The sequence below is a fragment of the Corynebacterium xerosis NBRC 16721 = ATCC 373 genome, assembly GCF_001552415.1.
Classification (GTDB): domain Bacteria; phylum Actinomycetota; class Actinomycetes; order Mycobacteriales; family Mycobacteriaceae; genus Corynebacterium; species Corynebacterium xerosis.
The window spans coordinates 195,487-222,355 of record NZ_BCRD01000003.1 but is presented as its reverse complement, the minus strand read 5'-3'; the positions used below and the strand labels follow the sequence as shown (position 1 = coordinate 222,355).

24 protein-coding genes are annotated in these 26,869 nt (G+C 70.5%); 16 read left to right on the top strand and 8 right to left on the bottom strand.

The annotated features are described in order from the left end of the window. Positions 1 to 47: 47 nt before the first annotated feature. Entirely contained in the window at positions 48 to 548 is a 501-nt protein-coding gene (locus CX1_RS06595) for a phosphoribosyltransferase (RefSeq protein WP_046650415.1), read from the bottom strand. Positions 549 to 699: 151 nt separating this feature from the next. Continuing rightward, entirely contained in the window at positions 700 to 2,073 is a 1,374-nt protein-coding gene (locus CX1_RS06590; protein WP_060925435.1) for an FAD-dependent oxidoreductase, read from the bottom strand. A 99-nt stretch (positions 2,074 to 2,172) separates the two neighbouring features. Between CX1_RS06590 and CX1_RS06585 the strand changes: the two genes are divergently transcribed. From CX1_RS06585 to CX1_RS06530, 13 genes are all read left to right on the top strand, one after another. After that, positions 2,173 to 3,117 (top strand): sulfite exporter TauE/SafE family protein, encoded by a 945-nt coding sequence (locus tag CX1_RS06585; protein WP_046650416.1) that lies wholly within the window; start codon positions 2,173 to 2,175, stop codon positions 3,115 to 3,117. A 71-nt stretch (positions 3,118 to 3,188) separates the two neighbouring features. Then, a complete protein-coding gene (locus CX1_RS06580) occupies positions 3,189 to 4,865 on the top strand; it encodes a nitrite/sulfite reductase (protein ID WP_046650417.1) in 1,677 nt (558 codons plus the stop codon). Continuing rightward, complete coding sequence (locus CX1_RS12035) at positions 4,862 to 5,062, top strand: hypothetical protein (protein WP_102214002.1); 201 nt, start codon at positions 4,862 to 4,864, stop codon at positions 5,060 to 5,062. The genes CX1_RS06580 and CX1_RS12035 overlap by 4 nt, the downstream gene beginning before the upstream one ends. Next, positions 5,059 to 5,778, top strand: a complete 720-nt coding sequence (locus CX1_RS06575; protein WP_046650419.1) for a phosphoadenylyl-sulfate reductase — start codon at positions 5,059 to 5,061, stop codon at positions 5,776 to 5,778. Before CX1_RS12035 ends, CX1_RS06575 begins: the two co-directional genes overlap by 4 nt. Positions 5,779 to 5,805: 27 nt before the next feature. After that, positions 5,806 to 6,717: a sulfate adenylyltransferase subunit CysD gene (gene cysD / locus CX1_RS06570; RefSeq protein ID WP_060925434.1), complete on the top strand. Its 912-nt coding sequence runs from the start codon at positions 5,806 to 5,808 to the stop codon at positions 6,715 to 6,717. Next, entirely contained in the window at positions 6,717 to 7,937 is a 1,221-nt protein-coding gene (locus tag CX1_RS06565) for a sulfate adenylyltransferase subunit 1 (protein WP_046650420.1), read from the top strand. Before cysD ends, CX1_RS06565 begins: the two co-directional genes overlap by 1 nt. Next, entirely contained in the window at positions 7,934 to 8,662 is a 729-nt protein-coding gene (locus CX1_RS06560) for a sirohydrochlorin chelatase (RefSeq protein WP_060925433.1), read from the top strand. The genes CX1_RS06565 and CX1_RS06560 overlap by 4 nt, the downstream gene beginning before the upstream one ends. A gap of 88 nt (positions 8,663 to 8,750) precedes the next feature. After that, positions 8,751 to 10,355 carry an ABC transporter substrate-binding protein gene (locus tag CX1_RS06555; protein ID WP_046649571.1) on the top strand — a complete coding sequence of 535 codons (1,605 nt, stop codon included), beginning with the start codon at positions 8,751 to 8,753 and terminating at the stop codon, positions 10,353 to 10,355. 41 nt (positions 10,356 to 10,396) lie between these two features. After that, complete coding sequence (locus tag CX1_RS06550) at positions 10,397 to 11,347, top strand: ABC transporter permease (RefSeq protein WP_082719207.1); 951 nt, start codon at positions 10,397 to 10,399, stop codon at positions 11,345 to 11,347. Next, positions 11,344 to 12,150 carry an ABC transporter permease gene (locus CX1_RS06545; protein WP_052753025.1) on the top strand — a complete coding sequence of 269 codons (807 nt, stop codon included), beginning with the start codon at positions 11,344 to 11,346 and terminating at the stop codon, positions 12,148 to 12,150. Before CX1_RS06550 ends, CX1_RS06545 begins: the two co-directional genes overlap by 4 nt. Further along, positions 12,147 to 12,887 (top strand): ATP-binding cassette domain-containing protein, encoded by a 741-nt coding sequence (locus CX1_RS06540; protein WP_060925431.1) that lies wholly within the window; start codon positions 12,147 to 12,149, stop codon positions 12,885 to 12,887. Before CX1_RS06545 ends, CX1_RS06540 begins: the two co-directional genes overlap by 4 nt. Before the next feature lies 1 nt (position 12,888). Further along, entirely contained in the window at positions 12,889 to 13,527 is a 639-nt protein-coding gene (locus tag CX1_RS06535) for an ABC transporter ATP-binding protein (RefSeq protein WP_060925430.1), read from the top strand. Positions 13,528 to 13,799: 272 nt separating this feature from the next. Then, on the top strand, positions 13,800 to 15,512 hold the full coding sequence (locus CX1_RS06530) for an HNH endonuclease signature motif containing protein (protein ID WP_060925429.1): 1,713 nt from the start codon (positions 13,800 to 13,802) through the stop codon (positions 15,510 to 15,512). Positions 15,513 to 15,672: 160 nt separating this feature from the next. On the opposite strand, the gene CX1_RS06525 is transcribed toward CX1_RS06530, so the two are convergent. Beyond that, on the bottom strand, positions 15,673 to 17,034 hold the full coding sequence (locus tag CX1_RS06525; RefSeq protein WP_046649566.1) for an FAD-dependent oxidoreductase: 1,362 nt from the start codon (positions 17,032 to 17,034) through the stop codon (positions 15,673 to 15,675). A 477-nt stretch (positions 17,035 to 17,511) separates the two neighbouring features. Here CX1_RS06525 and pta point away from each other — a divergent pair, with 477 nt between their 5' ends. Next, positions 17,512 to 18,903 (top strand): phosphate acetyltransferase, encoded by a 1,392-nt coding sequence (pta, locus tag CX1_RS06520; RefSeq protein WP_082719206.1) that lies wholly within the window; start codon positions 17,512 to 17,514, stop codon positions 18,901 to 18,903. A 3-nt stretch (positions 18,904 to 18,906) separates the two neighbouring features. Then, a complete protein-coding gene (locus CX1_RS06515; protein ID WP_046649565.1) occupies positions 18,907 to 20,103 on the top strand; it encodes an acetate kinase in 1,197 nt (398 codons plus the stop codon). A gap of 124 nt (positions 20,104 to 20,227) precedes the next feature. On the opposite strand, the gene CX1_RS06510 is transcribed toward CX1_RS06515, so the two are convergent. The 4 genes from CX1_RS06510 to CX1_RS06495 all read right to left on the bottom strand — a co-directional run bounded on the left by CX1_RS06510 (position 20,228) and on the right by CX1_RS06495 (position 25,894). Beyond that, on the bottom strand, positions 20,228 to 20,899 hold the full coding sequence (locus tag CX1_RS06510) for a L,D-transpeptidase (protein ID WP_082719180.1): 672 nt from the start codon (positions 20,897 to 20,899) through the stop codon (positions 20,228 to 20,230). A gap of 62 nt (positions 20,900 to 20,961) precedes the next feature. Next, positions 20,962 to 23,328: a serine/threonine protein kinase gene (locus CX1_RS06505; RefSeq protein WP_052753022.1), complete on the bottom strand. Its 2,367-nt coding sequence runs from the start codon at positions 23,326 to 23,328 to the stop codon at positions 20,962 to 20,964. Continuing rightward, positions 23,325 to 24,365 carry a glutamate ABC transporter substrate-binding protein gene (locus tag CX1_RS06500; protein ID WP_060925426.1) on the bottom strand — a complete coding sequence of 347 codons (1,041 nt, stop codon included), beginning with the start codon at positions 24,363 to 24,365 and terminating at the stop codon, positions 23,325 to 23,327. Before CX1_RS06500 ends, CX1_RS06505 begins: the two co-directional genes overlap by 4 nt. Next, positions 24,365 to 25,894 (bottom strand): GlnX family signal transduction membrane protein, encoded by a 1,530-nt coding sequence (locus tag CX1_RS06495; RefSeq protein WP_046649563.1) that lies wholly within the window; start codon positions 25,892 to 25,894, stop codon positions 24,365 to 24,367. The genes CX1_RS06500 and CX1_RS06495 overlap by 1 nt, the downstream gene beginning before the upstream one ends. Before the next feature lie 134 nt (positions 25,895 to 26,028). On the opposite strand from CX1_RS06495, the gene CX1_RS06490 reads away from it, so the two are divergent. Beyond that, positions 26,029 to 26,532, top strand: a complete 504-nt coding sequence (locus CX1_RS06490; protein ID WP_046649562.1) for an NUDIX domain-containing protein — start codon at positions 26,029 to 26,031, stop codon at positions 26,530 to 26,532. Here the strand turns inward: CX1_RS06490 and CX1_RS06485 are convergent. Then, entirely contained in the window at positions 26,526 to 26,840 is a 315-nt protein-coding gene (locus CX1_RS06485; RefSeq protein WP_046649561.1) for a hypothetical protein, read from the bottom strand. The genes CX1_RS06490 and CX1_RS06485 overlap by 7 nt on opposite strands. Positions 26,841 to 26,869 lie beyond the last annotated feature (29 nt).

Here is a 26,869-nt window from a genome sequence, read left to right as displayed (position 1 = left end):
GGCGAACGTCGGCCCGTCGTAAAGCCTCGTGCCGGACCCCGAAAAAACTAGTTCTTGGTCACCGGCGGCTCGGCCGACCAGGGGAAGACGATCCACTCGTCGGTGTGGCGCCACGTGTAGTCGGGCTTGACCACGGACACGGACTTCTCGTACAGCACCGCGGACCGGACCTCGGCGCCCTGCTCGCGGAGGATCTCCAGAACCAGCTTCATGGTGCGGCCGGAATCGGCGACGTCGTCGACGACCAGCAGCTTGCGGCCGGAAATCGACGCGACGTCGAGCATCGGCTCGAGCAGGATCGGGTCCGGCAAAGTCGTGTGGACGTCGGTGTAGAACTCGACGTTGATCGCGTCGGACAGCTTCACCCCCAGCGCGTAGCTCAGGGCGCCGGCGGCGACGAGGCCGCCGCGCGCGACGGCGATGATGATCTCCGGTTCGTACCCGTCATCCGCGATGGTCTGCGCCAACTCGCGCGAGGCGACGCCGAACCCCTCCCAGGTGAGAATTTCCTTCTGCTGCAGGTCCGACGAATCCGCGTGGTATGCCATGCGTCAACTCTAATCGCGTCCGCGGCCGAGTCGGTGAAGGGTGCCGGAGGGGGTGACCCCGAGGGGTTCGGTCGGGCGCACCGGCAGGTTGAGGTACGGCGAAACGCCTCGGCGAAACCCGCCGGCTCCCGCTGCTGGCGGGCCCGCTGCCCTACCTGCTGAAGGAACCGGCGGGCACGCCGGTGCGATCGCGCGAGTGGGCGACCATGTCCTCCCACTCCACGAACTTCTTGCGCTCGCGCCCCTCGGCTTCGCCGGCCGCGCGTTCGGCGGCGTCGAGGCGGTGCCATCCGTCCCAGGTGGTGTACTCGATGCCGCGGACGTCGAAGAACTCGGTGACCGCGCTTTCCGACGGCTCGGCCGCAAGCTGCAGGATGCCTTCGTCCCAATCGGCCAGCAGGTTCCCGATCGCCTCGTTGGCGTCGCCCTTGGTGTTGCCAATCAGGCCGACGGGGCCGCGGCGCACCCACCCGGTGGCGTAGAGGCCGACGTGGCCGTCGACGCGGCCGCCCTCGTTGGGGATGACGGCCTTGGCCTCGTCGAACGGCACCTCCGGCACGGCGTCGGAGCGGTAGCCGACGGCGCGGTACACGGCGCCGACGGGCCAGTCGGTGAACTTGCCGGTGCCGACGACGCCGCCATTGCCGTCGAGCTTGGTGCGCTCGGTGCGGATGGCGGTGACGCGGCCGTCCTCGCCGAGCAGTTCCACAGGGGACTCGAAGAAGTGGATGTGGAGCTTGTGGGGAGCGCCCTTCGGGTCGCGGATCGCGTAATTTTCGATGATCGAGCACACCTGATCCACGATCTTCGACTCGCGCCGGGCGGACTCGGAGGCGGCGTCGTAGTCGATGTCCTCGGGGTCGATGACGACCTCGATGGTGGGGGAGTGGTCGAGCTCCTTCAGCTCCAGCGGCGTGAACTTCGCCTGGGCGGGGCCGCGGCGGCCGAAGACGTGGACCTCGCGGGCGGCGTTGGCGCCCAGGCCCTCGTAGACGTTGTCGGCGATCTCGGTGACGTGCAGCTCATCGGCGGTCTTCGCCAGGATGCGGGCGACGTCCAGGCCGACGTTGCCCACGCCGACGACGGCGACGGACTCGGCCGACAGGTCCCACTCGCGGGCGAACTCGGGGTGCGAGTCGTAGAAGCCGACGAACTCGCCGGCGCCATGGTGGCCCTCCAGGTCCGCGCCGGGAATGTTCAGGTCGCGATCGCCGGTGGCGCCGGTCGCGAACACGACGGCGTCGTAAAGCCTGCGCAGTTCCGCGACGGACACGTCGCGCCCGACGTCGACGTTGCCCAAAAGGCGGACCTCGGGCTTGTCCAGCACGCGGTGCAGGGACTTGATGATGCCCTTGATGCGCGGATGATCGGGAGCGACGCCGTAGCGGATGAGGCCGAACGGCGCGGGCAGGCGCTCGAGAATGTCGATGGACACGTCGCGGCCGGACTTCATCAGGGCGTCCGCGGCGTAGATGCCCGCGGGGCCGGATCCGACGATGGCGACTCGAAGCTTTCGGGTAGTCATGGGATCCGATGATGGGGGACGGCGGCCGCGGCGGCGGTGTTCGATTCACGCTGATTTTTACCGCGCCTTGAACAGACCGGCCTGTCTAGTGTTCGGCCCATGGAGAAAATCGTTCTGTTCACGTTGATAGGTCTAGGAGCCCAGCTCGTCGACGGCACGCTGGGCATGGCCTTCGGCGTGACGGCGACGACCCTGTTCATTCTTTCCGGAACGGGCGCCGCCACCGCCTCGGCCGTCGTCCACGTCGTGGAGGTCGGCACGACCTTCGCGTCGGGCGCCTCGCACTGGCGCTTCGGCAACGTCGACTGGGGCCGCGTCATCCGCCTCGGCGTCCCCGGCGCGGTCGGCGCGTTCGTCGGCGCCACCTTCCTGTCCAACCTCGACGGCGACGCGGCCAAGCCCGTCACCTCCACCATCCTGCTGTGCCTGGGCCTGTGGGTCCTGGTCCGCTTCGCATTTTTCTCCACGGGGCGGACGAAGGGCGTGCGCAAGTGGGGCCTGGCCAAGCTCGGCCCGTTGGGCCTGGTCGGCGGCCTGCTCGATGCCACCGGCGGCGGTGGTTGGGGCCCGGTGACCACGTCGACGCTGATGAGCGCCGAAGCCGATCAGCCCCGCAAGGTCATCGGCACGGTCTCCGCGGCCGAGTTCCTGGTCGCCGTCGCCGCCGTCATCGGTTTCCTGCCGATGCTGCGCGAAGAGTTCTCCGCCCACACCCTGCCGATCATCTGCCTGCTCGTCGGCGGCATCGCCGCGGCTCCCCTGGCCGCGTACCTGGTCGGCCGGATCAACCCCCGCAGCCTGGGCATCGTCATCGGCGGCGTGCTGGTCTTCCTCAACATCCGCACGCTGGCCGACGGCCACCTCCCCGGCGCCGCCCTGGGCGTCCTGCTCGGCGCCTGGGTCGCCGCGGTGGCCGCCACCCTGCTGTGGTCCCGCCGCCACGACACCCTGCCGTGGCGCCGCAAGAGGGTCGAGCTGCGGGAGGCCCGCGGGGCCGACGGGGCCGAGAAGCCCGATCCGGCCATCGCCGCCGAAGTGAACTAGAAGAAGCGAACCAGAAGAAACGTACCGAACGGTCTGCCTCAGGGCCGTCGTCAAGCGAAGAGAGTGACCCCATGACCACCGCCACCAAGCCCGCCCGCCGCCCCAAGGCGAAGAAGCCCCAGGGGCAATGGCTCATCGACGGCCGCGAGCCGCTCAACGACGACGAGCGCATCAAGCAGGAGGACGCCGGCATCGCCGTGCAGCAGCGCGTCCGCGACATCTACGCCAAGCAGGGCTTCGACTCCATCCCCGCCGAGGACCTCGCCCCGCGCTTCAAGTGGATCGGCCTGTACACCCAGCGCAAGCAGAACCTCGGCGGCGAGCACACCGGCGTCAAGACCAACGCCGAGCTGCAGGACAAGTACTTCATGCTGCGCATCCGCCTCGACGGCGGGCAGACCACCACCGCGGGCCTGCGCGCCATCGGCGAGATCTCCCGCGACTTCGCCCGCGACACCGCCGACTTCTCCGACCGCCAGAACGTGCAGCTGCACTGGATCCGCATCGAGGACATGCCGGAGATCTGGGACCGCCTGGCCGCCGTCGGCCTGGACACCCACTTCGGCTGCGGCGACGTGCCGCGCGTCATCCTCGGCTCGCCCGTGGCCGGCGTCGCGGCCGACGAGATCATCGACGGCACCCCGGCGATCCGCCGCATCAAGGACGAGTACCTGTCCACCGACGAGTTCAACAACCTGCCGCGCAAGTTCAAGTCCGCCGTGTCCGGCTCGCCGCGCCTGGACGTCACCCATGAGGTGCAGGACGTCGCGTTCGTCGGCGTCGACCACCCCGAGCACGGCCCGGGCTTCGACGTGTGGGTCGGCGGCGGCCTGTCCACCAACCCGATGCTCGGCCAGCGCCTCGGCGCGTGGGTGCCGCTCGACGACGTCCCCGAGGTGTGGGCCGGCGTCGCCCGCATCTTCCGCGACTACGGCTACCGCCGACTGCGCACCCGCGCCCGCCTGAAGTTCCTGGTCGCCGAGTGGGGCATCGAGAAGTTCCGCCAGGTGCTCGAGGACGACTACCTGGGCCGCAAGCTCGCCGACGGTCCCGCGCCGGAGCCGTGGGAGGCCGACCGCGACCACATCGGCGTCCACCCGCAGAAGGACGGCAAGTTCTACGTCGGCGTCAAGCCCGCCGTCGGCCGCGTGCCGGGCACCGACCTGGTCAAGCTCGCCGACATCGCCGAGGCCCACGGCGTCGGCCGCGTGCGCACCACGGTGATGAAGGAGCTCGTGCTCCTCGACGTCGAGGCCGACCGGATCGACTCGCTGGTCGCGGATCTCGACGAGCTCGGGTTGTCCGCGAACCCCTCCGCTTTCCGACGGGGCATCATCTCGTGCACCGGCCTGGAGTTCTGCAAGTTGGCGCTGGTCACCACCCGCACCCGCGCGATCGACCTGGTCGCCGACCTGGAGGCCCGCCTTGGCGACCTCGACGTGCCGCTGGGGATCTCGCTCAACGGCTGCCCCAACGCCTGCGCCCGCACGCAGATCGCCGACATCGGCCTGAAGGGGCAGATCGTCACCGACGACGAGGGCAACCGCGTCGAGGGCTTCCAGGTCCACCTCGGCGGTGCGCTGGGCCTCGACGCCAACTTCGGCCGCAAGCTGCGCGGCCACAAGGTCACCTCCGCCGAGCTGGGCGACTACATCGAGCGCATCGTGAACAACTTCAAGGAGCAGCGCACCGAGGGCGAGCAGTTCCGCCACTGGGTCGTCCGCGCCGCCGAGGAGGACCTCCAGTGAGCGACGCAGCCAACCTGGGCATCTCGGGCCGTTCGGCCCACCCGAACCCCAATCGCGGCGCGGTCATGCACTGCCCGTACTGCGGCGGGGAGAACCTCTGGCCCGACGCCGAAACCGATTACGCGTGGGAGTGCCGCGAATGCTGCCGCGTGTTCACCGTCAAACTGCACGGACAAGTTGAAAGGGGAGTGGCATGAGCACCGCGATTCAGCCCTCGACCGAAAACCCCGACGTCCTCGCCGACCCCGCCGTCGCCCGCCGCCTGCTGGAGCTCGCGCTGGACCATGGCCCGTCGCTGGAGAAGCTCTCCGCCGGCGAGATCATCGAATGGGGCGCCGAGCACCTGGGCACCAACCTGGCCGTGACCATTTCCATGCAGGACACGGTGCTGGCCGAACTCGCGGCGCGCCACGCCCCGGACGCCGACCTGATCTTCCTGGACACCGGCTACCACTTCCCGGAGACCATCGAGGTGGCGGATGCCGTCGACAAGCGATACCCGAACCGTCTGCTGCGCATCCAGCCGGTGGCCGGTGCCGTCCCGGAGCTGTACAAGACCGACATGACCGCGTGCTGCGCCCAGCGCAAGGTCGAACCGCTGGCACGGATGAAGCTGCCCTACGAGGGCTGGGTCACCGGCCTCAAGCGCGTCGATGCGCCGACGCGCAAGAACACGCCGGTGCTGGAGATCGACAAGACCGGCCGCATCAAGCTCAACCCCCTGGCCGCGTGGACCGACGACGACGTCGACCGGTTCATCGAGGACAACGACCTCATCATCCACCCCCTGACCAAGGCCGGCTTCCCGTCCATCGGCTGCGCCCCCTGCACCAACCGCGTCGCCCCCGGCGCCGACCCGCGCTCCGGGCGTTGGGCCGGGGCCGAAAAGACCGAGTGCGGCCTGCACACGTGACCGGGAAGAAGAACTAGGAGAAAACCCATGACAACCGCGACCACCACCCTCGATCCCCGCCTCGCCGCCCTGGAGGCCGAGTCGATCGACATCATCCGGCAGACCGCCGGCCAGTTCGACCGCCCCGCGCTGCTGTTCTCCGGCGGCAAGGATTCCGTCCTCGTGCTGGAGCTGGCCAAGCGCGCCTTCGCCCCGGCGCCCGTGCCGCTGGAACTGCTGCACGTCGACACCGGGCACAACTTCCCCGAGGTCATCGCCTTCCGCGACAAGATCGCCGCGCAGCCGGGCATCACCCTGCGCGTCGCCCACGTCCAGGACTGGATCGACCGCGGCGAGCTGACCGAGCGCGCCGACGGCACCCGCAACCCGCTGCAGACCGTGCCGCTGGTGGAGACCATCGCCGATGCCGGCTACGACGCCGTCATGGGCGGCGCCCGCCGCGACGAGGAGAAGGCCCGCGCCAAGGAGCGCGTGTTCTCGGTGCGCGACTCCTTCGGCGGCTGGGACCCCCGCCGCCAGCGCCCCGAGCTGTGGGGCCTGTACAACGGCCGCCACGCCGCGGGCGAGAACGTCCGCGTGTTCCCCATCTCCAACTGGACCGAGGCCGACGTGTGGGCGTACATCGGCGCCCGCGGCATCGAGCTGCCGCCGATCTACTTCTCGCACCAGCGCGAGGTGTTCAACCGGGGCGGCATGTGGCTCGCGCCGGGCGAGTGGGGCGGCCCGCGCGACGGCGAAGAGGTCGAGGTCCGCACGGTGCGCTATCGCACGGTCGGCGACATGAGCTGCACCGGCGCCGTCGAGTCCACCGCGTCGACCATCGACGAGGTCATCGCCGAGATCGCCCAGTCCACCCTCACCGAACGAGGCGCCACCCGCGCCGACGACAAACTCTCCGAATCCTCGATGGAGGACCGCAAGAAGGAAGGCTACTTCTGATGACCACCGCACTGCGCCTCTGCACCGCCGGCTCCGTCGACGACGGAAAGTCCACGTTCGTCGGCCGGCTGCTGCACGACACCAAGAACATTCTCGCCGACCAGTACGAGGCCGTCGCCGCCACCTCCGCCGCCCGCGGCCAGGAGGGCCCCGACCTGTCGCTGCTGGTCGACGGCCTGCGCGCCGAGCGGGAGCAGGGCATCACCATCGACGTGGCGTACCGCTACTTCGCCACCGACGCCCGTTCCTTCATCCTCGCCGATTGCCCCGGCCACGAGCAGTACACCCGCAACACCGTCACGGGCATGTCCACGGCGGAAGCGGTGGTCGTCCTGGTCGACGCGCGCAACGGCGTCGTCAAGCAGACCAAGCGCCATGCCACGGTCGCGTCGCTGCTGGGCGTGCGCCATGTCATCGTGGCGGTGAACAAGATCGACCTCCTCGACTATTCGGAGGAGGTGTTCCGCGGCATCGAGTCGGACGTGCGGGCGCTGGCGGATCGTCTGGGGCTTGACGACGTCCGCGTCGTCCCCGTGTCCGCCCTGGTCGGCGACAACATCGTGGACCGTTCCGACCGCACCCCGTGGTACGGCGGTCCGAGCGTCCTGGAGATCCTGGAGACGCTGGAGACGCCGGCGAACCTGCGCGAGGGCCTGCGCCTGCCCGTCGAGTACGTGCTGCGCGTGCCGGATTACCGCGGCTACGCCGGGCGCATCGCCGCCGGTTCCGTCGAGGTCGGTGACGTCGTGGGGCTGCCCGGCGGCCGCAGCGCCGTCGTCGAGCGCGTCACCGTCGCCGGCGAGGACGTCCGCGCCGCGGTGGAAGGCCAGTCCGTGGCCGTCAGCCTCGACGCCGAGTTCGACCTGGCGCGCGGCGACCTGATCTCCTCGGTCGACCGCCCGGAGGACCGGAAGCGCTTCACGGCCGTGGCCGTGCACCTGTCGGATTCCCCGCTCAACGTCGGCCGCGTGGTCGAGGTGCGCTACGGCTCGGCGCTGGTGCGCGGCCGCATCGCGTCCATCGACGCGCTGATCGACATCGAGACCGGCGAGCCCGTCGGAGCGGCGGACCGGCTCGAGGTCAACGACGTCGCCGAGGTCACCGTCGAGCTGGCCCGCCCGCTGCCGGTGGAGGCCTACCGCGCCGGCGGCCAGGTGGGAGCGTTCCTGCTGGTCGAGCCGGGCACCGGCGACACGCTGACGGCGGGTCTGGTGCGATGACCGCGCTGATCCTCGTCGCCCACGGTTCGCGCCACGACGGCGCCCGCCCGGCGCTGGAGGCGCTGGCGGAGTCGGTGCGCGCGACGCTGCCCGCGCCGTCGGCCGGCGGGCCCGAGGACGTGCGCGTGGCGTGGCTGGAGTTCATCGACCCGTCGCTGGAGGGGCTGTGCGCGGAGTTCGCCGCCCGCGGCATCCGCGACGCGGTGATCGTCCCGCTGCTGTTCACCGAGGCCTTCCACCGCACCGTCGACCTGCCCGAGCAGGCCGCGGCGGCGACGGCGGCCACGGGCGTCGAGCTGGAGATCCGCGATGGCCTGGGCCTCGGCGACGGCGTGCGCCGCGCCGTGGTGCGCTCGGTGCTCGCGGCGGCGGCGTCGCCGGGCGATGACGTGCTCATCGTGGCGGTCGGGTCGTCGGCTGCGGCGGCCGACGACGCGGTGCGCGATTTCGCCGCCGGCCTCGACGGCATGCTGCCGGGCCGGGTGCGGGCCGCGTTCGCCATCAAACTGGGCTCGGACATCGACGACGCCGTGGCCGCGGCGGCGGAGCGGGGACGCGGCCTGGTGGTCGCGCCGCTGTTCACCGCGCCGGGGCTGCTGTGGGACCTCGCCGTGCGCGGCGTCGCCGGGCGGGCGGCGGTGGCCGAGCCCCTGGGCACGCTGCTGTGCGATGTCGTGGCCTCGCGCTGGGGCTCCTGCATCGGCGCGACCAGGTGCGCGGCGTAGGCGGCCGGCCCCGGCTTTCGCCCAACCAGCGATAACCGAACTGTTAACCTCCTGATGGATCATTCTCGGGTGCGGGAGGTGCGGTCGCATGGCCGGCAAGAAGTCGAGGGCCATGGGCGGGGCGATCATCGCGTCGGCCGTGCTGGCCATCGCCGCATGCGGTGCCCCGGGCGTCACCGCCGACGCGTACCCGCAGCAGGTGAAGCTCGCGGAACGGGTCGCCGTCGATAATTTTCATCCCGCCTCGGGCTACGGCCAGGCCGGCGTCAGCCCGATCTACGACGGGCTGCTGCGCCCGGAACCGGCCGGAGGCCCGGACGTCATCCCGGACCTCGTCCCCGCGCTCGCGGCGGGCGAACCGGAGCCCGATGCCGACGCCGGCGAGTGGACCGTGAGACTCCGCGAGGGCGTGACGTTCCACGACGGCTCCGCTTTCGATGCCGCGGACGTCAAGGCGACCTACGACGTCGCCCGCGATGCGGCGGCCGGGTCGAAGGTGGCCCACGATTACGACCTCATCGACGATGTCGCGGTCGTCGACGAACACACGGTGACCTTCACGCTCGCGTACCCCTACGGCGCTTTCCGGTCCCGGCTGACGCTGCCCATCGCGCCGTCGGAGTTGGTGGGGGAGGGTTCCGTCGCCGACGGGCCGCTGGGGGAGAAGCCCGTGGGCACCGGCCCGTACCGGGTGACCGAACGCGGCGGCGACATGGTCCGCTACGCCGCGAACCCCGACTACTGGGGCGGGAAGCCCGAGGTCGGCGAGATCGTGGTGACCGTCGCCGCCGACGACGCCGCCCGCGCCCACCGCGTGGCCTCCGGCGAGCTCGACGGTGCGCCCGTGCCGGCGTCGGTGGCGACGAGCTTCGAGGGCCGCGAGGGCATCGAGGTCCATTCCGCCGCCACCGCGGATTGGCGCGGGATTTCCCTGCCGAAGCACCCCTTCCTGGAGGATCCGGCGGTGCGCCGGGCACTGAACGTCGCCGTCGACCGCGAGGCGATGGTCGCCGGCCCGTTGAACGGCCATGGCCGCGCGATGTCCACCGCCATCCCGGAAATGTACGGCGACGCGCACGACCCGGGCGCCGTGTTCCGCCATGACGTCGCCGCCGCCGAACGCATGCTCGACGACGCCGGCTGGCGCAGGGGACCCGATGGCGTGCGGACGAAGGACGGCGTCCGAGCCGAAATCCCGCTGTACTACGTCGGCGAGGACACCCAGCGCCGCGACCTGGGCATCGAGTTTTCGGCGCAGATGGCGCGCATCGGCGTCAGCTTCCCCACCCGCGCCTCCACGTGGGACGACATCACCCCGCGCCTGGGCGAGGCCGCGGCGGTGCTCGGCGGCGGATCGGCGCCGTGGGACCCGGACATGATGTCCCACGACCTCTTCCACACCCGCGGGGCGGGCACCTCCGAATACGACAATCCCGGCGACTACGGCAGCGCCGAACTCGACGCGAAGCTCGACGAGGCCCGCCGCGCCACCGACGACGCCGAGCGTGCCCGCCTGTACCGCGAGGTCCAGCAGCTGTACGTGGACGACCCGTCGAGCATCTTCCTGGCCACCGTCGATCACGTGTACCTGGCCAAGGAGAACCAGTGGGACAAGGGCCCGCTCATCCTCGAGCCGCACATCCACGGTGCGATCTGGGGCCCGTGGTGGAATCTGCGGGATTGGCGGAAATGAAGCCCGCGGTGAAGCGAGACAACCTCGACGGCCTCGGCCGCATGGTCGCGATGCGCACGGCGATCATCGCCGCGACGACGGTGCTCGTTTCCTTCGCCATGTTCGGCCTGGCGGCGCTGTCGCCGTTCGATCCCCTGGCGTCCTATCTGGGCACGACCTACGCGGAGCTCACCGAGTCCGAGCGTGCCGGCGTCGCCGCGGCCATCGGTGCCGACCTGCCCTGGTGGCGCCAGTGGTTCGATTGGGCAGCGGGAGTCATCACCGGCGACCTGGGGTATTCCCGCACTTTCGGGCGCCCCGTCGCCGACGTGCTGGCCGAACGCCTGCCGTGGACGATCCTGCTGTCGGCCACGGGTCTGACCGTCGCCGTCGCCGCCGCCGTGGTGTTGGGCCTGTGGGCGGGGCGTCGCCCGGGCGGCCCCGTCGACCGCGTGATCGTGGCGTTGGGCGTGTTCCTGGCCGCGACGCCGTCGTTCATCTATGCCCTCGGCGTGGTCCTGGTCTTCGCGGTTACCTTGCGCGTCATCCCGGCCGGCGGCGCGGCGCCGATCGGGGAGCAGCCGTCGCTCGCCTCGATCGGCCCGTACCTCATCGCCCCGGCGCTCGTGCTGGCGGTGACGCAATTGCCTTGGCCGCTGCTGGCCGTGCGGCAGGCGACGGTGGAGGCCATCGGCTCCGACGCGGTGGAAAACGCCCGCGCCCGCGGCGTGCCCGCAGGCGTCGTGCTGCGCCGCCACGCCGCGCCGATGTCGCTGATGCCGCTGGTCACCCTGGTCGGCGGGCGACTGTCGGAGCTCGTCGTCGGCGCCGTCATCGTCGAGGCGGTGTTCGGCTGGCCGGGGCTGGCCGAGGCCACGGTGGCCTCCGCGAAGGACGTCGACTTCCCGCTGCTCGCCGTGACCACGGTGCTGACCACCGTCCTGGTCATGGGCGGCAGCCTCGTCTCCGACGTCGCCTACAAGATCCTCGACCCGAGGGTGAGGGACGTATGAGGAATCTCCGTTTCCTCCCGCTGGCCGCGCTGCTGCTCTACGCGTTCCTGGTGCCGCTGCTCTGGCCCGAGCCGACGGCCGATTTCTCCCGCGCCCTGCTCCCGCCCGGCGGCGATTGGATCACCGGCACGGACCATTACGGCTTCGACCTGTGGTCGCGCACGGCCGCGGGCCTGCGGACGTCGCTGTTCATCGGCCTTATCTCGGCGTGCGCGGCGACGGCCATCGGCATGATCGTGGGTCTGGCCGCCGCGGCGCGGGGAGGCTGGGTCGACCGGGTGCTCATGCGCGGCACCGACGCGGTCAATTCGATCCCGCATCTCATCCTCTCCGTGGTCATCGTCGCGTTGTTTCGCGGGTCCGTCGCCGCTCTGGTGCTGGCCATCGCCTTGACGCATTGGCCGCAGGTCGCCCGCATCGTGCGGTCGACGGTGCTGTCGGTGCGCGAATCCGAGTACGTCGCCGCCGCCCATGGGGCCGGTGCGACGGGCCGTTCGGTGGTCGCCGGCCATCTGCTTCCGGTTGCGGCGGGCCAGGCGGTCATCGCCGTCGCCATGCTCGTGCCGCATGCGGTGTGGCACGAGTCGGCGCTGTCCTTCCTGGGCCTGGGCCTGCAGCCGGATCAGCCGTCGCTGGGCACCCTGCTCGACCAGGCCCGCGCGGACATCATGACCGGCGCCTGGTGGACGCTGGCGGTCCCCGGCGCGGTGCTCCTCGCCGCGTCCCTGTCCCTGTTGGCGCTGGTGCCCCGAAACGTGCTGCTTGGCGACGCCCACGCCCCCGCCCGAAAGGCCGCCCCATGAGTGCCGCGCCCAACGCCGGCGTCGCGAACCTCACCGTCTCCGTCGGCGGCGAGGACATCGTCACCGACGCCACCGTCGCCCTGGCGCCGGGCCGGGTCCACGGCCTCATCGGCGGGTCCGGCGCCGGCAAGTCGACCATCGGCCGCGCCATCGCCGGGCTGCGGCCCACCGGCGCCCTCATTACCGGGGAGATCGTCGGCGAGGGCTCGGCCGGTTACGTGCCGCAGTCTCCCGCGTCGTCGTTCACTCCCGTGCGGCGGCTGGGGCCCCAGGTCGCCGAAGTGCTGCGGGCCAATGGAGGGGACGGCCGGGACGTCGTCAAGCTTCTCGACCGCGTGCACCTGCCGCCCGGCACGGCCCGCATGTTCCCGCACCAGCTGTCCGGCGGCATGGCGCAACGCGCTGCGATCGCCGCCGCGCTGGCGACCGGGCGGCGCGTGCTCATCGCCGATGAGCCGACCAGCGCCCTCGACCCGGAGCTGACCGCCGGGGTGCTCGGGCTGCTGCGCGAGGTCGCCGACGAGGGGATCGCCGTGCTGCTGATCAGCCACGACACCGAGGATCTGCGCGTGGCTGGGCTTTGCGACGAGCTGTCCGTGATGCGGCGCGGCCGCATCGTCGAGCACGGCCCCGCCGAGCGCGTCTTCGGCGACCCCGGCCACGACTACACCCGCGCGCTGCTCGCCGCGCTGCCCTCCGGCGGCATGCGGCTGACCGCGCCGTACGAGAGGGGTTGAGATGGCGCCCGTGACCCCCGCTTCGCTGTCCGCCCGCGGCATCTCCGTCGCGTTCGGCGGCCGGACCGTGCTCGACGACGTCTCGCTCGACGTGGCGCCGGGACGCATCGTGGGCCTGGTCGGGCCCAGCGGCTCCGGCAAATCGACCCTGGCGAAGGTGATGTCCGCAAGGTTGATCCCGGATTCCGGCGAGGTCGCCGGCGGCGGCCCCGTGCGCGTGGCCATGATCGGCCAGGCGCCCCGCGACGCCTGCGACCCCCGGTGGACGTTGCGGCGGACCATCGGCGAGCCGTTCCGGATCGCGGCGGGCGGGCGCATCGGGCGCGAGGCGTCCGGGGAGCGCGCCGCCGTCGACGCCGCCGCCGAATCCGTGCTGCTCGACGGCGAATTGCTCGGGCGCCGCCCCGACGGCGTGTCCGACGGCCAGCTCCAGCGCGCCGTCATCGCCCGCGCGCTCGTGCAGGACCCGGCCTTCCTCATCTGCGACGAGCCGACGTCCATGCTCGACCCGATCACCTCCGCGGGCGTCGTGGCGGTGCTGCGCGAGCGTGCCGACGCCGGCGTCGGGGTGCTGTTCATCTCCCACGACCACCGGTTGCTGGCGGCCGTGGCGGACGAGGTGGTGGAGCTCGGCGGGTGAGGGCGCGGTGGTGAGCGTCGGTATCTCTTCCAATGGTGCTTTCGTTCATCCGTGCGACAACTGGAGGGCGGGTAAAATTCGCCGTTTCGTGGACAAAATGTCATCGAATGGACATGCGGTACATGTCGAACACATGTATCATTACGGGTGAAGGCGGGGCGGGGGTTCTACATCCGTTGGGGCTCTTCGGCCCCGCTTTTTCTGGCTCTTATTCCGGCTCTGTTCCCGGTTTTCTTCCCTGATCATTCATCCAGTCACCACAGGACGCGCTCGTGGCATTCGACTTCGTGAACGACGATCCGGACCACCACCACGACCAACCCGGCGATGATCGCTTCGACGAGATCGCCCACCTCGACTTCGGCGCCGGCCACTCATCGCAGTCGCCGCCGGCGCGCAAGAAGTGGATCACCGAAAAGACGGATGATCCCTTCATCAACCACGCCCGCGGCATGAACATCGCCGCGGTGGCCATGGCCACCATGGCGGCCCCCGACGATGCCGACGACGTCGACGCCCATGCGGCGAAGCTGGCCGTGAAAATCGGCGGCGGCAAATGGGCCGCCCTGCTCTACTGCGACGTCGGCATCATGCTTGCCCGCATGCCACGGCTGAAGGACTTCGCCGACGCCGGCGTGCTGCCCATCGCCTACCTCGGCAAAATAGCCGATGCCACCGTCGCCATCTCCGACGGCAACCTCCACGCCGTCGAGACCGCGATACTCAAATACTTGGCGCCCCGCCGGGAATACCAGGCCCTCCCCGGCCTGCGGAAATTTGCCCGCGAGTTGGCGGCGATCGTCGAGCGGATCGAACCGATCTCCACCCCACCCGATGAGGACGAGCCGAAGGATTCGAAGGAGCCCGAGGGCTACTCCATCGATACCCAGCGCCCCGGCGATCATGGCGAGCTGATGGCGCATCTGCGCAAAGACCGGATGGCGGAGTTCGAGGCGATCGCGAACGCCATCTACGAGTCGGAGCGTGCGGCGGGACGGGAGTGCACGCGGGGCGATGTGCTCATGCACATGTGCCGGGGCACGGCGTCGGCGGAGATCACCATGAACGTCTACGTCGACGGCGCCTGCGACAAAGAGTCGGTGGCGGTGTGGCTCGATGGTGCCGGGTGGTTGGAGGACCACGTCGGCCGCGAGTGGTTGGAGCGGTGCACCCACAAGCGCTTCTCCCGTGACTCCCACACGCCCGGGTACGTCCCCACCGATGAACAGAAGGCCCGGGTCCGGGGTCGGGATGGCACGTGCCGGTTTCCCGGATGCGATGTGCCGGCGCACAAGTGCGACATCGACCACGTCATCAACTATGACCCACGCTCGAAGTACGTCGAGGGGCATCCGTTGCTGGGTGGGGCGAAGCACACGAAGGGAGCGTTCGAGTCGGCCAGGGAGATGGCCGAGTTGGACCTGGCGAACAAAGCGCCGATGGGTCCGGTCGCCGGGCCGGTGACGGGCGTGACGGCCACGTGGAATCTGCAGTGCCTGTGCCGCCATCACCACAACATGAAGACCAGCAGACATTTCCATGCCGTCATGCACGACGCCGGCAGCGTGACGTGGACCAGTCATGATGGCGAGCTGGAGACGACGACGGTGCCGTCGGGCCCGATGGCGCACATCAAGCGGCAGACGTTCGGCCAGCGGGCGGCGCGGCGCACGAAGATCATCCGGGATGGCAACCACAAGCGGTTGCGGGCCAAATTCGATGCGATCGCGGCGATGGAGAAGGCGGATGACGATCGGGCCATTCGGGAGCATGCGCGGGCGACGAAGGAGTTTGAGGCGGCGTTCGATGAGTTCATCGCCGGCCCGCAAAACAGCTCGGACCCGGAGGCAGCTGCCGAGGCCCGGGCGGTTGCCGAGGCGCTCGATGACGGGTGGCCGCTGACCCCGCCCGACATTGAGGGCGATCGGGAGAAGGCTCCCGAGCCTCCGGATCCGCTGGGGCCGGTACCGGGGATCCCGTTCTAGATGGAATCGCAATCGCCACCACCGTCGGCGTGCTCGGCACCGCACTTTCCGGAAAATAGGCCCCGCCCGCGGCAAAAGCCGGGGTCCGAAGACCCCGGCTGATTCGGTGAAATCACATCCCCGAGTACCCGCGAACACGAAAGCCCGGGAACCCGGCAACCTAGCCGCGCGCGGCCTCGACCATCTCGTCCCACTCGACGATCTTCTTGCGCTCGCGGCCCTCGGTCTCGCCCAGCTTCCGCTCGGCGGCGTCGAGGGAGTACCAGCCGTCCCAGGTCACGAAGGGCACGCCCTTGGACTCCAGGAACGCCAGGGCCTCGTCCTCGCCCGGCTTGGACGGGGCGAAGGTGTTGCCGGCGTCGTAATCCTCCAGCAGGTTCGCCACGGTCTCGTTGGCGTCGCCCTTGGTGTTGCCGATCAGGCCGACGGGCCCGCGCTTGACCCAGCCCGTGGTGTACAGGCCGGTGATGTGGTCGGCACCCTCCTCTGCGCCGTCGAGGACGCGGCCGCCCGCATTGGGGATGACGGCCTTGCGGTCATCGAACGGAATGCCCGGCAGTGCGTCCGAGCGGTAACCGACGGCGCGGTACACCGCACCGACCGGCCAATCGGTGAACTCGCCGGTGCCGCGGACGCCGCCGTTGCCGTCGAGCTCCATGCGCTCGGTGCGGATGCCCGACACCTTGCCGTCCTCGCCGAGGATCTCCACCGGAGACTCGAAGAAGTGGATGAACAGCTTGTGCGGCGCGCCCTTCGGGTCGCGGATCGCGTAATTCTCGATGATCGAGCAGACCTGATCCACGATCTTCGACTCGCGGCGGCTCGACTCCGACACGGCGTCGTAATCGATGTCCTCCGGGTTCACCACGACCTCGATGGTCGGGGAGTGGTCCAGCTCCTTCAGCTCCAGCGGCGTGAACTTCGCCTGCGCCGGGCCGCGGCGGCCGAACACGTGGACCTCGCGGGCCTTGTTGGTGCGCAGGGTCTCGTACACGTTGTCCGGGATCTCGGTGACGTGCAGCTCATCGCCGGTCTTCGCCAGGATGCGCGCGACGTCCAGGCCGACGTTGCCCACGCCGACGACGGCGACGGACTCGGCCGACAGGTCCCAATCGCGCTTGAACAGCGGGTTGCCGTCGTAGAAACCGACGAACTCGCCGGCGCCATGGTGGCCGTCGAGGTCCGCGCCCGGCACGTTCAGGTCGCGGTCGCCGACGGCGCCGGTCGCGAACACGACGGCGTCGTAAAGCTCCCTGAGCTCGTCGAGGGTCACGTCCTTGCCGAACTCGACGTTGGCGATGAGCCGGACCTCCGGCTTGTCCAGCACCCTGTGCAGGCTCTTGATGATGCCCTTGATGCGGGGGTGATCCGGCGCCACGCCGTAGCGGATGAGGCCGAACGGGGCGGGCATCTTCTCGTACAGGTCGATGCTGACCCCGCGCCCGGACTTCATCAGGGCATCCGAGGCATAGACGCCGGCCGGGCCGGAACCGATGATGGCGACGCGGAGGGGACGGGACATGCTGAGTTGGACCTGCTCTTCTCGGGGTTGGGGTGCGCGACGGGAAACGCGATTTCCGCACCATACTAATGGGGCCACCTGAGAACATCCATGTCGGGTGAGGTGAACCTAACCGGGCCCCCGCTCAAGTGTGACCCTGGTCACGTCCGGGTGGTCGGGTCGTGCGGCGATCGCGGGAATGCGCCCGAATGTCCGGCTTACAGGGGTACCCGGGAGGTATCCGCCGTTGCGCCGGGTATGTAAGGTGACTCACAATTATTGGCAGAGAATGAACCATGACTCACTGATTCCCGGGACTCGTCGCGCGAGTCGGAGCCGGGTCCACAGGCGTGCGCCCAGCCCGGCGCATCGGAAAGGACACAAACCGTGAGCGAAAACGTGAATTCAGCCGCGGCGGTGCTCGTCACCTCCGTCGACCAGTCCGGGGACCACCGCGAGGTGATCGAGGCGGTCTCCTCCGCCCTCGGCGGCGCCCGCATGATGCACACGGTCGGCGGCCCGCAGGGCGCCACCGTCGACGAGGTCGTGGGCAACCCCGACCACGCCCTGGGCCAAGTCGTCACCGCCGTCGAGGCCGAGCGCGCCTCCGGCGACCAGCCGATGGTCCTCATCGCCACCGGCAACCTCGACTTCGACGCCCGCGTCGCCGCCGTCACCGGCTCCGGCGTGGTACTCGTCGCCGACGGCGAGGGCTGCTCCGACGACGCCGCGCTGACCCGCATCCGCATGGCCGTTGCCGAGCTGCGCACCCGCTACGCCGCGCCGCTGGCGGTCGTGCTCACCGGGGAGGTGGACGAGAAGCCGAAGCTGGACGTGCCGGTGGTCTCGCTTGACGACGCCGATGGCCTCGCCTCGGCCCTGTCGGCCGATGTGCCGGTGATCATGACGCCGCAGCGCTTCCAGTGGTGGCTGCTGCAGCAGGCCAAGGAGAACCGCCGCCACATCGTGCTGCCGGAGGGCGAGGACGACCGCATCCTCATCGCCGCGAACGAGCTGCTGTCCTCCGACATCTGCGACCTGACCATCCTGGGCGACCCGGAGTTCATCAAGGACCGCGCCCGCGTCCTGGGCCTGGACCTGTCGAAGGCCGCGCTGATGGACCCGACGACGTCGCCGCACCTGGATTCCTTCGCCGAGGAATTCGCGGAGCTGCGCAAGTCGAAGGGCATCACCATCGACGAGGCGCGGGAGACCATGAACGACATCTCCTACTTCGCCACGATGATGATCCACAAGGGCCTGGCCGACGGCATGGTCTCCGGCGCGGCCAACACCACGGCGCACACCATCAAGCCGTCGTTCCAGATCATCAAGACCAAGCCGGGCGCGTCGACGGTGTCGTCGCTGTTCCTCATGGTCATGGACGACCGCCTGTGGGGCTTCGCGGACTGCGCCGTCCTGCCGAAGCCGACGCCGGAGCAGCTCGGCGAGATCGCGGTGGTCTCCGCCGAGACCGCCGCCAACTTCGGCATCGAGCCGCGCGTGGCCATGATGTCCTACTCCACCGGCGAGTCCGGCACCGGCGAGGACGTCGACCGCGTCAAGGCCGGCCTGGCCAAGGCCCGCGAGCTCGACCCGGAGCTGGCCGTCGACGGCCCGCTGCAGTTCGACGCGGCCATCTCGCCGTCGACGGCGAAGAAGAAGATGCCGGATTCGAAGGTGGCCGGCAAGGCCACGGTCTTCGTGTTCCCCGATCTCGACGCCGGAAACATCGGCTACAAGATCGCCCAGCGCTGCGGCGGCGCACTCGCCATCGGACCCATCCTCCAGGGCCTGAACAAGCCGGTCAACGACCTGTCGCGCGGCGCGACGGTCGCCGACATCGTGAACACCGTCGCCATCACCGCCATCCAGGCAGGAGGAAACTAAGTCATGTCGCGTCACGCCCTCGTAGTCAATTCCGGATCCTCGTCCATCAAGTTCCAGCTGGTCGATCCCTCCAAGGACGCCACCGAGCCGCCGTACGTCTCCGGTCTCGTCGAGCGCATCGGCGAGGACAACGGCACCATCGTCCTCAAGGTCGGCGGCGAGAAGATCGAGGTCACCGAGCCGATCTCCGATCACGCCGACGGCCTGGACAAGGCCTTCAAGCTCATGGACGACAACGGCTGTGGCCCGCACTCCGTGGAGATCGCCGCGGTCGGCCACCGCGTCGTCCACGGCGGCAAGCTGTTCTCGAAGCCGCAGCTGATCGACGACCAGATCGTCGAGATGATCCGCGACCTGATTCCGCTGGCGCCGCTGCACAACCCGGCGAACATCGTCGGCGTCGAGGAGGCCCGCAAGCTGCTCCCCGACGTGCCGCACGTCGCGGTGTTCGACACCGGTTTCTTCCACGACATGCCGCCGGCCGCCGCGCTGTACCCGATCAACGCCGAGGTCGCCGCGAAGCACGACATCCGCCGCTACGGTTTCCACGGCACCAGCCACGAGTACGTGTCGGGCCAGGTCCCGGAGCTGCTGGGCAAGGATCCCCGCGAGGTCAACCAGATCACCCTGCACCTGGGCAACGGCGCCTCGGCGGCGGCGGTGCGCGGCGGCCTGGCCGTGGACACGTCAATGGGCCTGACCCCGCTGGCCGGCCTGATGATGGGCACCCGCACCGGCGACATCGACCCGGGCATCATCTTCCACCTGTACCGCCAGGGCATGTCCATCGACGAGATCGACAACCTGTGCAACCGCCAGTCCGGCCTGAAGGGCGTCTCCGGCGTCAACGACTTCCGCATCCTGCAGGAGCGCATGGACGACAACGACCCGGACGCGTGGGCGGCCTACCAGATGTACGTGCACCAGCTGCGCCGCTACATCGGCTCCTACATGCTGATCCTGGGCCGCCTGGACGCCATCACGTTCACCGCCGGCGTCGGCGAGAACCACGTGGGCATCCGCCGCGACTCGATGGCGGAGCTGGAGAACTTCGGCATCAAGATCGACCCGGAGCGCAACGCCGGCCCGAACGACGGCCCGCGCCTGATCTCCGCGGACGATTCCACCGTCAAGGTCTTCGTGGTCCCCACCAACGAGGAGCTGGCCATCGCGCAGTACGCCATGGCCTACGCGCACTAGTTCCCGGAGTTTCCGCGCACGCGAAAACCCGCCGGTCGGTTCCGGCGGGTTTTTCGCGTCGGTGGCCTTGCTTTGCGACGCTCACGTGGACCGTCGCGGTGGCCGTGCCCCTTGGTACGGGCCCTTAGTAGATGTAGACGACGTCGCCGACCTGCAGGTTCTCGAAGAAGAACTTGGCGGCGTCGTGGGACAGGCGGACGCAGCCGGCCGACTGGACGTTGGTCGAGCCCTCGTGGAACGCGTGGCCGTTGTTGGTGAAGTACACGGCGTACGGCATCGGGGCGTTGTCGAACTCGTAGGAGATCTCGTCCTTGACCTTGCGGGTCACCGTGAAGGTGCCCTTCGGGGTCTCCTGGCCGGGCTTGCCGTGCGACATGACGGTCGGGCCGTAGAGCAGCTTGCCGTCCTGCTGCAGCCAGGTGCGGTTGCCGGACAGGTCGACGCAGGCGCGGGCGGTGGCCGGGCACGGGGACTCCGGCGGGGCGTCGGCGGCGCGCTCCTCCTGCACCGGCGCGGGGGCCGGAGCCGGAGCCGGGGCCGGAGCCGGGGCGGGCTGCGGCTCGGCCTTGGGCAGGAACGGCTCCACGGCGTCGCGGACCTCGCCCGGGATCTGCGCGCGGTCCAGGAAACCGTCGATGTCGGCGCGGTTCGGGGCCTGCGGGGCCGGGCCGAGGTTCGGCAGCGGCTGCGCGCCGGCGGCTGTTGGGGCTGCGCCGAGGCCTGCGATGACGGCCAGCGGCGCGGCGGTGCGCGCCACGCGGCGGAGGCGGGAGGGCTTACGGTGCTTTCCGGTCATGAAGGGCACTTTACGGCGGCGGGGCCGATGGTGAAAGCCGTGCAATCCGCCGGGGGGGGTGCTCACCGGAAGGTGCGCGGCCGAATCAGGTTCGCCATGTCCACCAGCCGGTACCGGTGCCGGGGGAAGGGCGACGACCGCGCCAGCTGCCGCAATCCGGCTTCGAGGCCAGCGCGCAGGCCCTCCACGGTGAACGGGACGTCGAAAAGCTCGTTGCGGCTCGCGGCGTGCTCCAACCCGCTGGCCCGCAGCCAATTCAGGGCCGCGACCATCACGGCGATGCGCAGCTGCTCGACGCGCGGCTCGTTGGTCGGCAACTCCACCAGGCGCCGGGCGGCGCGGCGGATGCGTGATTCCGTCAGCGACTCCGGGGCGCCCGAGGTCAGCAGCAGGATCGTCGTCAGCTTGGCCAGGCGGTGGTGGCGCGACGCGGTGGGCACGCGGTCGAGCATCGAGATGGCCATCTCCTGCTGCCCCTCCACCGTCAGCTGCCGGGCCAGGCCGAACGCCGAGGACACCGTCGTCGGGTTGGTGGCCCACACCATCGCGTACAGGCGGGTGGCGTGGAAGCGCATCGACGCGTGATCCGACGCGTTGGTCGTCCACGTGTCGGTGAGGTGGCGCAGCATCGACTCGGGGATGTCCTCCAGATGCTGGTCCAGGTTCGCCGTCGCCCGCGCGGTCACGGGGTCGAGCAACTGCTGGCGCGCGATGCCCGCACGCTGCTGCAGCAGCTCCAGCGTCGCCGCCAGCGCCAGCTTCGGCGCCGGCTCTCCCGGCAGCATCGCCAGCACGCGGTTGAAGGACTCCAGCGCCGAGTCGTAGTCGTCGAGAAGCAATTCGGTGACCCCGGCGTACCAGCCCCAGCGCCAATCCCTGCGCAACCGCGGGGGAGCGGCGCGCAGGCCGTCGCGGGCCTCCTCCGTCGAGCCGAGGTCGAGCTGCGCGCGGACGATGGCCAGCGGGATCTCCACCGACGCCGAATTCTCCGGGTTCTGCAGCGCCGCGGTCAGGGTGTCGATGAGCTCGCCCGGCTCCGTGAACGACGACGCCGACAGCAGCCGCGCGCCCGGATCGTTCGGGTCGACCAGCGGCACCGGCAGCGCGGCGGTGATCTCCTGCGCCGTGATGGTGACGTCGCGGGCGATGCCGTCGACCAGCTGATCGGTGCGGAAAACCCGGTGCTTGGTGCCGTACGTCGATCGCTGCGGCGAAAACAGCGAGCCCACGTGCGGGTACTGCACGCCGTCGCGGACCGCCAGAATCTCGCGCAGCACGCCGGTGAGCTGGATGGCCATCTCCTCGGCGCTGGTGAAGCGGGCCTCCGGGTCCGGGTCGCAGGCGCGCAGCAGCAGCCGGTACAGCGACAGGTGGCGGCGGAACAGCGGCTCCTCCATCGGCGTGGGCAGGCCCGCGTCGTAGACGCCGTTCGTCGACGGCAGGTCCGTGATCAGCGACGCCAGCGTCCGGCCGACGGTGTAGATGTCCGACGCCACCGTCGGGCCGGTGCGGCCGACCTCGGGGGCCTGGAAACCGGGCGTGCCGTAGATGTGGCCGTAGGCGCCGATGCCGGTGACCGCGCCGACGTCGATGAGCTTGACCTGGTCCTCCGCCAGCAGCACGTTGTCCGGCTTCAGGTCGTTGTAGACCACGCCGCGCGAATGCAGGTAGTCCAGCGCCGGCAGGACCTCGAGGATGTAGCCCACCGCCACGTCGACGGGCATGAGGCCGTCGGGCTGGGCGCGCTTGCGCTGCCGCAGCGACGGGCCGCCGACGTACTCCATGACGATGAAGCCGGTGTCGGTTTCCGCGGGCTCGATGAAGTTGATGATCTTCACGATCCCCGGATGCGTGATCTCCGCCAGGAACTCCCGCTCGGCCTGCACCACGGCGAGGTCGCGTTCGCTGGTGGTGGCCATCATGCCCTTGAGCACGACCCAGCGGTCGGAGACGTTGTGGTCCTGCGCCAGGTAGATCCAGCCCAGGCCACCGTGGGCGATGGGCCCGGCGATCTCGTACTGGCCGGCCACCAGGTCGCCGGCCGACAGCGTGGGGGAGGGCTTGCCGGTCGCCGCGATCTTCTCCGGGCCCATGACCGCGTCGCGCGGGTTGGTCGGCGGGATGAACGGCAGCTGCACCATGCCCTCGGCGACGGTGCGGCCCTGGCGGGCGCGGCTGCGGCGTTCGCGGAACGTGTCCAGGGCGCGGCGGTGCGATTCCGCGGACGGGTCGACGCGGGTGGCCGCGGGAATGCTTTGCGACGGCCCGCCGGTGCCCGCTTGGGTCGCGATGTCGGCTTCGTCCACGTCATCGTCGTCGTCCGCGAAGGGGTCGAAGGGCGTGGCGACGGTGCCCGGCTCCGAATCGTCGGCGAACGGGTCGAAGGCCACGGCCTCGGTGGCCGGGGCGGATTCGTCGGGGTTCGTCATCGTTCCGCCTCCCGGTACGGGGCCGAGGGTTGCTGGCCGCCGGGCAGGAACGCCCCCAGCCAAGTGTCGTAAAGCTGCTGCCACGTGTCGTCGGAGCGGATGCGCTCCATGGTCAGGTTCACCTGCGACGCCAGGCCGGCGTTGTCCTGGGCGACGCCGACGGCGTAGTTCTCGGTGCTCAGGCCCCGGCGGACGATGGTCGTCGCCGGGTCCTGGTCGTTGATGCCGGCCAGGATGGTGTCGTCGGAGACCACGGCGTCGGCCTGGTGCTGCTGCAGCGCGACCAGGCAGTCGGACCAGCTGCGCACCAGCAGCAGTTCGGCGCCGGGGGCCTCCGAGCGGACGATCTCCTCCGGCGTGGAATCGGCGGCGACGCACACGCGGCGGCCGTTGAGGTCCTCCGCCGTGGAGATGGGCGCCGCGTCGTCGCCGCCATCGCCATCGCCGGCAGGGCCGGAGTCCTGCTCGGCGGCGGGCACGAGGATCCCCGCGCGGGCGGTCAGGTACGGCGCCGAGAAGTCCACCGAGGATTCGCGGTCCGGGGTGACGGACATGGTGCGCACGATCGCGTCGACGCGTCCCGTGCGCAGCGCGTCGATGCGCTCGGTGGAGTCGACGTACCGGAACTCGACGGCGTCGGGGTCGCCGAAGATGTCGCGGGCGATCTCCTGGGCCAGCGCCACCTCGAAGCCCGCGAGCTCGCCGGTGGTGGCATCGCGGAAGCCGAGTAGGTTCAGCGACTGGTCGACGCCGATGATGATGCGCCCGCGTTCGACGATCTCGGGGATGCGGTCCTGCGCGGGGCCGATGCCGGGGGCCGGCGTCGGCTCGGGGACGACGTCGCCCGGCAGCCGGGCGGGGCGGGAATCGGCGGGCTCGTACCGCGCTTCCGGCGGCAGCGGCATGGTGCCGGTGGCCGTTTCGATGATCTTGTTGAACGGGTCGTCGACGAGCGGCGCCTGCGGCGTGCAGGCCGTGAGCGAGGCCAGGGCGGCGACGGCGGTCGCGGCGGTGGCGGAGCGGAATCGGCGGCGCATCACAGGTACTCCAGCAATCGGTGGCGGAAGCCGACGACGACGCAGATCGTCGCCAGGATCGACAACAGCACGACGGCGGCGGACAGCGCCGCCGACGCCTGACGGGCGTCCTCGATTTCCGCGCGCAGGTCGAGGCGGGCGTCGGCGATGGCGGTCTGCAGCGCCGCGTCGAGGTCCTCGAACGCGTCGGCCGAGGAATGCGGTTGCGCGCCCTCCACCGTTGCCGCCTCCACCGCGCCGGCGTAGTCGCCGCGGTCGAGGCGGGAGCGCATGTCCGCGTGGCCGCGGCGCCACTCCTGCAGGGCTTCGGCCGCGTCTTCCGCCCCTTCTCCGGTGGCGCCGGATTCCTCGATGAGGTCGCCGATCGTCCCCGCCGCCTCCTCGAACGCGCTGACCTCGCCGGGCTGGCGGCGGACCAGGGCGAGCGTCTCCGACGAACGGGCCTGCTGCGCGGTGATGCGCGCCTCGGTGAGCGTCTGCACCGGCGAATAGGACCCGCCGAAGGACGCCGAACCGCGCCACGACAGCGTCGTCGCCAACGAGACCGCGACCAGCGCGATGACCATCAGCGCCGTCGCCGCCGCCAGACCCAGATTGATCAGTCGGCCGTTGCGGCGCGTCAGCCGCCACTGCACGAACAACAGCAGCAGCACCGCGGCGAGCAGCCCGGACAGCGGCACCCAGGGCAGGCCCGTGAGCTTCGCGCGGTCCTCGGCCACCGACCGGCTGGTGTCGCCGTACAGGGCGGCCGCCGCCGGCAGGATCTCCGACCGCATCAGCCCCGAGGCCTCCGCCAGATACGCCACGCCCACCGGATTGCCCTGCCGGGCATTCGCGCGGGCCGACTCCACCAACCCCGTGTACACGGGGGTGAGCCGTTGGACGGTGGCGATGTTCCGCATCGACTCGCCGTCGACCTCCGTGATACCCGCCGCCGCGCGCGTGCCGGCCAAGGTGGCCTGGGCGATGGCGTCGTCGTAACGCTTGCGGAGCTGGGGCGCACTGCCCAGCCCACCCCGGCTGAAGGACGTGTTGGCGGCCGCGTCGGCGATGGTCAACGCCGAATACAGGTTCTGCGCCGCATTCGCCTGCGGCTCCGACGCCGACGACACCGTGGCCAACTGCTGCTGGCGGTTGTTCGTCGATTCCGACATGGACAGGCCCGCCGCGAGAATCGCCACGATGAGCACCACCGCCGCCAACGTCAGCCGGCCCGGCGACGTCAACAGGAACGACATGGTCCGCTTCGGGTACTCCAGGGCCGGCGCCAGCCGCTCGCCGAGGATCGTGCTGAACGTCGTCGCCCCGCCGCCGAGCTCGAGGTCGTCGACGCGCTCGTCCGGGTCGCGGTCGTCCTTCGACGCGGGCGGCGGTGGGTACATCGCCGGCAGCACCCACACCGGGTCGCCGGACGTGCGGGGCTCCGTCGCCGACGACGCGCTGCCCAGCTCCGATCCGATCGGCGTGCGGCGCTGGGTGAACCGTGTTCTGCGGGGTCTTTTCCGGACATCGGGGGCATCGGCGGCCATCGCGCTTCGCCTCCCGTCGCTGCAGATCCGGCCCCCGCGGGCGCGGGGGAAACTCTGTTACAGATGTTAGTCCCGTTGTCATGTGAGGCAAACCACAGGGAGGGGCGCCGGCGGCGACCGCGTAGTCTGGGGCCATGCTTCACGACGGCAATGGCTGGGCCGCTGGCCCCGACGGCTCCCGATTGTGGGGGAGGCTCGGCGCCGCGGGGTTGCTCCTGCTCACCCCCGACGGGCGCGTTCTCATGCAATATCGCGCCGAATGGACGTCGTGCCCGCTGACGTGGGGGGTGCCGGGAGGCGCCCGCGATTCACACGAAACGGCCGCCGAAGCGGCGCTGCGCGAATCCGAGGAGGAAACGGGGATCACCGCCGATCAGGTCCGCGTCCTCGAGGCCGAGGTCACCTCCGGGCCGTTCCCTGCCGACCCCGCGCGCCCGGATCTGACCGGCGACTGGACGTACACGACCGTCTTCGCCATGGCCGACCATGCGCTGGAGACGTTTCCCAACGCCGAGTCGCTCGAGCTGCGCTGGGTGCCGCTGGCCGAGGTCGCGGACCTGCCGCTGCTGCCGGCGTTCGCGGAGTCCTGGCCCGGCGTGCGGCGGCGCGCCGAGGAGTTGCTGCGCGAAACCTACTGATCCGCCAGCGCGGCCAGCCCGGCGGTGACGGCGGTGACGGACAGCACGGCGGGCCAGGCGCCGATCTTCTTCGCGGCCGGGTGCGAGACGCCGAACGCGCCGACGTACGCGCAGAGCAGCCCGGCGGTGGCCAGCGGGCCCTTGCGGGCGTACCAGGTGCGCGCCGAGTAGATGCCGGCCGCGGCGAGGATGACGCCGCCGAGCGGGCGGATGCCGGTTTCGCGGGCGGTGAGCCAGCCGCCGATGAGCCCCGTCGCGATGAGCGGGGCGGTCTGCACGTCTTCTGCCTTTTTGAGCTTCATGTCCATGTCCTCCAGCGTATCCGCGCTACGCTGGC

Bases quoted from the DNA above. Each gene is read 5' to 3' on its own strand.
- CX1_RS06595 (WP_046650415.1), bottom strand. From the start codon at position 548: ATGGCATACCACGCGGATTCGTCGGACCTGCAGCAGAAGGAAATTCTC.
- CX1_RS06590 (WP_060925435.1), bottom strand. From the start codon at position 2,073: ATGACTACCCGAAAGCTTCGAGTCGCCATCGTCGGATCCGGCCCCGCG.
- CX1_RS06585 (WP_046650416.1), top strand. From the start codon at position 2,173: ATGGAGAAAATCGTTCTGTTCACGTTGATAGGTCTAGGAGCCCAGCTC.
- CX1_RS06580 (WP_046650417.1), top strand. From the start codon at position 3,189: ATGACCACCGCCACCAAGCCCGCCCGCCGCCCCAAGGCGAAGAAGCCC.
- CX1_RS06575 (WP_046650419.1), top strand. From the start codon at position 5,059: ATGAGCACCGCGATTCAGCCCTCGACCGAAAACCCCGACGTCCTCGCC.
- cysD (WP_060925434.1), top strand. From the start codon at position 5,806: ATGACAACCGCGACCACCACCCTCGATCCCCGCCTCGCCGCCCTGGAG.
- CX1_RS06565 (WP_046650420.1), top strand. From the start codon at position 6,717: ATGACCACCGCACTGCGCCTCTGCACCGCCGGCTCCGTCGACGACGGA.
- CX1_RS06560 (WP_060925433.1), top strand. From the start codon at position 7,934: ATGACCGCGCTGATCCTCGTCGCCCACGGTTCGCGCCACGACGGCGCC.
- CX1_RS06555 (WP_046649571.1), top strand. From the start codon at position 8,751: ATGGCCGGCAAGAAGTCGAGGGCCATGGGCGGGGCGATCATCGCGTCG.
- CX1_RS06550 (WP_082719207.1), top strand. From the start codon at position 10,397: ATGGTCGCGATGCGCACGGCGATCATCGCCGCGACGACGGTGCTCGTT.
- CX1_RS06545 (WP_052753025.1), top strand. From the start codon at position 11,344: ATGAGGAATCTCCGTTTCCTCCCGCTGGCCGCGCTGCTGCTCTACGCG.
- CX1_RS06540 (WP_060925431.1), top strand. From the start codon at position 12,147: ATGAGTGCCGCGCCCAACGCCGGCGTCGCGAACCTCACCGTCTCCGTC.
- CX1_RS06535 (WP_060925430.1), top strand. From the start codon at position 12,889: ATGGCGCCCGTGACCCCCGCTTCGCTGTCCGCCCGCGGCATCTCCGTC.
- CX1_RS06525 (WP_046649566.1), bottom strand. From the start codon at position 17,034: ATGTCCCGTCCCCTCCGCGTCGCCATCATCGGTTCCGGCCCGGCCGGC.
- pta (WP_082719206.1), top strand. From the start codon at position 17,512: ATGATGCACACGGTCGGCGGCCCGCAGGGCGCCACCGTCGACGAGGTC.
- CX1_RS06515 (WP_046649565.1), top strand. From the start codon at position 18,907: ATGTCGCGTCACGCCCTCGTAGTCAATTCCGGATCCTCGTCCATCAAG.
- CX1_RS06510 (WP_082719180.1), bottom strand. From the start codon at position 20,899: ATGACCGGAAAGCACCGTAAGCCCTCCCGCCTCCGCCGCGTGGCGCGC.
- CX1_RS06505 (WP_052753022.1), bottom strand. From the start codon at position 23,328: ATGACGAACCCCGACGAATCCGCCCCGGCCACCGAGGCCGTGGCCTTC.
- CX1_RS06500 (WP_060925426.1), bottom strand. From the start codon at position 24,365: ATGCGCCGCCGATTCCGCTCCGCCACCGCCGCGACCGCCGTCGCCGCC.
- CX1_RS06495 (WP_046649563.1), bottom strand. From the start codon at position 25,894: ATGGCCGCCGATGCCCCCGATGTCCGGAAAAGACCCCGCAGAACACGG.
- CX1_RS06490 (WP_046649562.1), top strand. From the start codon at position 26,029: ATGCTTCACGACGGCAATGGCTGGGCCGCTGGCCCCGACGGCTCCCGA.
- CX1_RS06485 (WP_046649561.1), bottom strand. From the start codon at position 26,840: ATGGACATGAAGCTCAAAAAGGCAGAAGACGTGCAGACCGCCCCGCTC.